The organism is Gluconobacter sp. Gdi, assembly GCF_014132155.1.
Taxonomy (GTDB): Bacteria; Pseudomonadota; Alphaproteobacteria; order Acetobacterales; family Acetobacteraceae; genus Gluconobacter.
Genome location: NZ_BLJQ01000030.1, coordinates 1 through 4,726 on the forward strand (window position 1 = coordinate 1; position 4,726 = coordinate 4,726).

A 4,726-nucleotide genomic window follows, 5' to 3' on the forward strand; every position below is an offset into this window, starting at 1 on the left:
GATTAAGCCGTCAGACACCCGACGCTCGCCCGATCAAGCGCCGTGTTTCCAGTCCGTTCTTCAACATGGCCAAAATCACAGCTTCGGGCCCACTGGGCCATGTAACAGCGTGGCCGAATGGTCCTATGATGATGTATGTCATTGCAGCATCCAGCCTGCTTTCTACGGTGCCCTCAGCATCGAAGGCCAGTATGGCGATGGCGATAGGAACTGTGCTGAGCATACCTGCGACATGGATCTATCATGTTTATGTTCTGCCACTTATTAGCGGATACTGCTTGCTCTGGCTGAGTTTGAGTTTTTTTCTTTTACCAGGAATTTGGCTACAGTTTCATCCGAAATATAGCATTGGTGCTTTCGGGTACGCTGTCTTTTTTGCAATACAGTCTCTCGTAACCAATGAAATGGTTTATGATGATATCGCCTTAACAAATACCTGGATGGCCATTATCTGTGGTGCCGTTCTTCTGGTGCTCGTATTCCGCGTCTTTCTTCCTCCAAACCATGAATCTGATGCCAGAGTGATTATGAAATCACTACGAAGAAGTGTAAATTTGTTAGCGACATCGTCGTCTCATCATTTACCTTTCGCAGAACAGTGGCAGGGAGATCAAATTCAGAAACTATCACGGCTGGCATTGAAACTGTCATTCCTGGGCCAGAAAGACCGTGCTCGGGACGTCCTGGATCGCGCCTTTTCTTTAGTGTCGCTTGGTAAGCTCATTCTGGAATTACGCCACAATGCACAAAATCCATTCGAAAAAAAAGCCGTACAAATGTTTTTACGGGACGCCATCATAAGACGTCAGGAGGTAACCTACGAAGCGTTCGGAAATCGAACTCTCTCAAGCAGCATCGAACAAATACAGTTTATTTTAAAAAATCTTCAGGAGATATAACGTGTCTATCAAATACTGGAGCATTTTATCTTTTGCCTTGGTATCATCATCATGTTCAGCGCAGGTTCAAACGAATGAAAATCAATCTTTTTCGATAGCTGACAAAAATCATGACGGAAGAATTTCTTTCGACGAGTTTGAAATCTATGTTCGGGATTATCTTCGTGAGAAAAGTAGCTTTGAAGCGTCCGGATTTTCTATGCTATCCCATTCAACGCAAGAGGCAGTGCTAAAAGACCATTTCGACAAAATGGACATCGGACATAAAGGTTATCTCCTTCCCAACGAATGGAAGAGATAGGAAAAATCCTCTGAAAATAAAAATTAGAGTTTTTTACCATCCATTAATTTTTTACTAGAAAATATGGTAGTAATGGATGGTAAAAAAATAGGATAGAAGGAAATTTCTCTATTAAAGATAATAGATATTCTTTCTACTTTTTTGTCATTCAGTATTCTGCTCGGTAGAGCTTGGCTTCAATCCAGTCCACGATATCATCGGGTTCAGGAACCTGAGCCAGGCCCGATTTGAAGATTTGACGCGCGACCTTGATGGCCGTGTTGATCTCTACACGCAGGACATCTTTTTGCGGCGGGAAAAGCAGACCGTGGGCCCGTTGCTCCGGTGTGACCTGTTCAGCGGTCGCTCTGGCGGCTTCAAGGAAGACCTCGTCGGTGATGCGTCTTGCCTGTGTTGCCCAGACAGCCAGTGCCACGGCGGGGAAGATATAAAAATTATTGGCCTGCCCGGGGGTGAGCGTTTTGCCATTCAAAGTAACATCGTCGAACTGGACGCCAGCAGCGAAGAGGGCCCGGCCGTCTGTCCAGCGATAAGCCTGTTCTGCGGTACATTCCGCCTTGTCGGTGGGATTGGAGAGCGCGAAAATAACGGGCTTGTCGTTAATGCTCGCCATGGTGCGAACGACTTCCTCGGTGAAGCCACCCGCGTTTGTGCTGACGCCGATCAGGACAGTGGGCTCAATGCCTTTGACTGCTTCCGCAAGGTCTTTCGTCGATGCATGGGCGTGGGCGAACACTTTCTGCGAGGGATTAAGATCCTGCCGCGAAGGTTCGATCAGTCCGTTGATATCCATCATGGAAATGCGGGCGCGGGCATCAGTTTCAGAAAGGCCTTCGTCCTGTAGCGCACTCACGATCATATTCGCGATGCCGATCCCAGCAGAACCTGCGCCGTAGAACAGGATACGCTGTTCTTTCAGCGCCTCACCCTTGATCGACAGGGCGGTGTCGAGGCCCGCGATCGTAATGGCCGCAGTCCCCTGAATGTCGTCATTATAGCAAAGGATCTTGTCACGATATCGCGCCAATAGGCGGATGGCATCGTCTCCTTTCCAGTCCTCAAAATGTAGGCAGCAACGAGGATAAAGTTCTTGAATGGCTGCCACGAGTTCATCGACGAATGCGTCGAGTTCGTCTGAGGATGGAGGTGCCTGCCGCAGACCGAGATAGAGTGGATCGTCAATCAGCTCCTGATTGGTTGTACCGATATCCAGTAACATTGGCATCAGGCCCTGAGGTGGGATGGCGGCGCAGGCGGTATAGAGCTGCAGCTTGCCTACCGGGATCCCCATGCCATTGGCCCCAATATCGCCGAGCCCCAGAATACGGCCGCCGGAGCTGACGCAGATGAAGCGCACATCTTTTTCAGGCCAGTTGGCGAGCACATCCTTCACATGACCTTTATGACGTAGCGAAAGATACATGCCCTGTGGTCTCTCGAAGAGACGGCTGTACTGAAGGCAGGCATCAGCGATTGTCGGATCGTAAACAATGGGAAGAAAGCGCTTCGGATCAGACATCACAACCTTGAAGAACAGGGTCTCGTTACGCTGTGACAATCCGTTCAGGTGCAGAAAGCGCTCGAGATCGCTGCTCTTGCTGTCAAGCTGCCACAGGACGCGCTCCATCTGCCGATCAAGGGTTTCGACGGCGTCAGGTAGAAGGCCGAGCGTACCATTCCTGTGTCGCTCCTCATTTGTGAAGGCAGTTTCGCGGTTGTGAACTGCGTCCAGAAGGGGAGGGAGTGAAGATGCAGTGCGATCGGACGTCATGTCTGTCTCCATTCATTGATGAACAGACAATGGATGTGCGTTGATGGTGCTGGTAGTCGCATAAAAGGCATTGTATCTGTGTATAAAATGCAAAGATGGCCCCTCAATGCACGATGACGCCGGTGACCTGAGATTTTTCGTACTTCTCGTTGAAGCGGGAAATCTGACTGCAGTCGCGCGTCACCTCAACGTTTCGGCAGGAGCTTCCAGTCGAAGGCTGGCTCGGCTGGAGGAGCGGCTTGGCGTACGTCTGGTCACAAGGACATCAAGGCGCTTCGACCTGACGGACGAGGGACAGACCTTTTATGAGCGTGCGGCAGAGATCATGATTGATATCGAGGCGGCTGAAGCCGAGATTTCTGCCAATCAAAAAGAGCTTCGTGGTGTTTTGAGGATTGGAGCACCACTTGAACTGGGACGTCGCCGTTTGGCTGATTTTGTCAGCGAATTCGCCGATCGTTTCCCGAAGCTGCGCGTCCATCTTCTTCTGTCGGATGAAGGGCTGGATGTTGTTAATAGTCGCCTTGACCTAGCCATTCGGATTGGAATGCCAAATGAAGCGGGGACTGTCGCGACGAAGATCATGAGTAGTGAACGGGTCATCTGCGCTTCTCCAGCCTATCTCGAGAGGTTTGGCATGCCGACCACCCTTGCCCAGTTAACTGAGCACCGTTGTATTTGCCTGATGCGAGGACATGAACTGGGGATGCTCGACCAGTGGAGACTATCTCGTTCGGGAGAAGATCAGATTGTCGAGGTAACTCCTCATCTCTCGACGACGAGCGGCGAAGTGGTGCATGACTGGGCCCTTAAGGGCAAAGGTATCGTGTTCAAAGTCTTGTGGGACGTCGGCGACGACCTGCAACGCGGCAGGCTGGTCCGTCTTTTACCGGAGTACCAGGGAGAGACAATCGGATTGTTTGCAACGATGCCAAGTCGACGCAACGTGCCTTTGCGCGTTCGAACTTTTCTCGACAATTTAAGGGATTTCTTGGCGCATCGACCGTCACGGCATTAGTGGAAATAATTAATATGTATGACTAAAATTCATAGGGAATTTTGGATAAAACACTCAATATTATATTCTAATTATTGCTTTCTATAGTCAGAAGAATTTGATGGAAATTGGCGCTTGGTCCAGTCAATTCCGTTTCAAGGGTGGCAAGCGAGATGCTGGCTCGAGGTGAGGGGCCGGAGATGGGATGGAATGTTGCGACATCGGCATGAATTTGTCGCAGGTAAGCCGGAACGACTGCGACACCCAGTCCCGCCGCAACCATTGGAATTGTTGCGGCGATCTGAGGGGCTGCTTGTCCGAAACGCGGAGTAAAGCCGCCTTGTTGACAGGCTGAGATAATAGCATCGTAGAAACCGGAGCTGAGTGAGCGATCAAAAATAAGAAATGGCTCTTTGGCGACATCGATTAATTTGAGCGTGTGGCGTTTGGAAAGTGGATGGCCTTTTAAAATGGTGATCAGGGTTGGTTCATCAAAGAGAGGATGGAGTGCGATGTCCGGATCTGGCGCTGGCGGGCGTACAATGGCGAGATCCACCCGGCGCTCTCGTAAAGCCTCACAGAGGGCAGGGGTGTCACTCTCTTCACAATATCGGGCCACTGCTCTCGAAATGCCCGTATGGCCTTAGGTATTAGGTGTTTAGGCTCAGGACTCATAGCCAGAAGATGACGGTTGCAGCGAGGCAGATGGCTGAGAAGAAGACATTCGGGCATCTGTCATAGCGTGTTGCGACCCTCCG

5 protein-coding genes and 1 pseudogene are annotated in these 4,726 nt (G+C 50.4%); 3 read left to right on the plus strand and 3 right to left on the minus strand.

The annotated features are described in order from the left end of the window. Both JN414_RS16145 and JN414_RS16150 read left to right on the plus strand, forming a co-directional pair. Positions 1–899: FUSC family protein (locus JN414_RS16145; protein ID WP_237390138.1), on the plus strand; the 899-nt coding region annotated here is incomplete at its 5' end. Position 900: 1 nt separating this feature from the next. Next, the gene (locus JN414_RS16150; RefSeq protein ID WP_202208838.1) at positions 901–1,200 is read left to right on the plus strand and encodes an EF-hand domain-containing protein; all 300 of its coding nucleotides are present in this window, start codon (positions 901–903) and stop codon (positions 1,198–1,200) included. Between the two features lie 148 nt (positions 1,201–1,348). Here JN414_RS16150 and JN414_RS16155 read toward each other — a convergent pair whose 3' ends face one another. Next, the gene (locus JN414_RS16155) at positions 1,349–2,971 is read right to left on the minus strand and encodes an NAD-dependent malic enzyme (RefSeq protein ID WP_202208839.1); all 1,623 of its coding nucleotides are present in this window, start codon (positions 2,969–2,971) and stop codon (positions 1,349–1,351) included. Between the two features lie 106 nt (positions 2,972–3,077). Here JN414_RS16155 and JN414_RS16160 point away from each other — a divergent pair, with 106 nt between their 5' ends. Then, entirely contained in the window at positions 3,078–3,989 is a 912-nt protein-coding gene (locus JN414_RS16160; RefSeq protein ID WP_202208840.1) for a LysR family transcriptional regulator, read from the plus strand. Between the two features lie 67 nt (positions 3,990–4,056). Here JN414_RS16160 and JN414_RS16165 read toward each other — a convergent pair whose 3' ends face one another. Next, on the minus strand, positions 4,057–4,524 hold the full coding sequence (locus JN414_RS16165) for a LysR substrate-binding domain-containing protein (protein WP_202208843.1): 468 nt from the start codon (positions 4,522–4,524) through the stop codon (positions 4,057–4,059). Between the two features lie 115 nt (positions 4,525–4,639). Next, positions 4,640–4,726, minus strand: a pseudogene (locus JN414_RS16170) (IS5/IS1182 family transposase); the annotation flags it as partial.

What these genes read in the sequence shown, in the direction of transcription:
- JN414_RS16155 (WP_202208839.1), bottom strand. Translation starts at nt 2,971, where the DNA reads ATGACGTCCGATCGCACTGCATCTTCACTCCCTCCCCTTCTGGACGCA.
- JN414_RS16160 (WP_202208840.1), top strand. Translation starts at nt 3,078, where the DNA reads ATGCACGATGACGCCGGTGACCTGAGATTTTTCGTACTTCTCGTTGAA.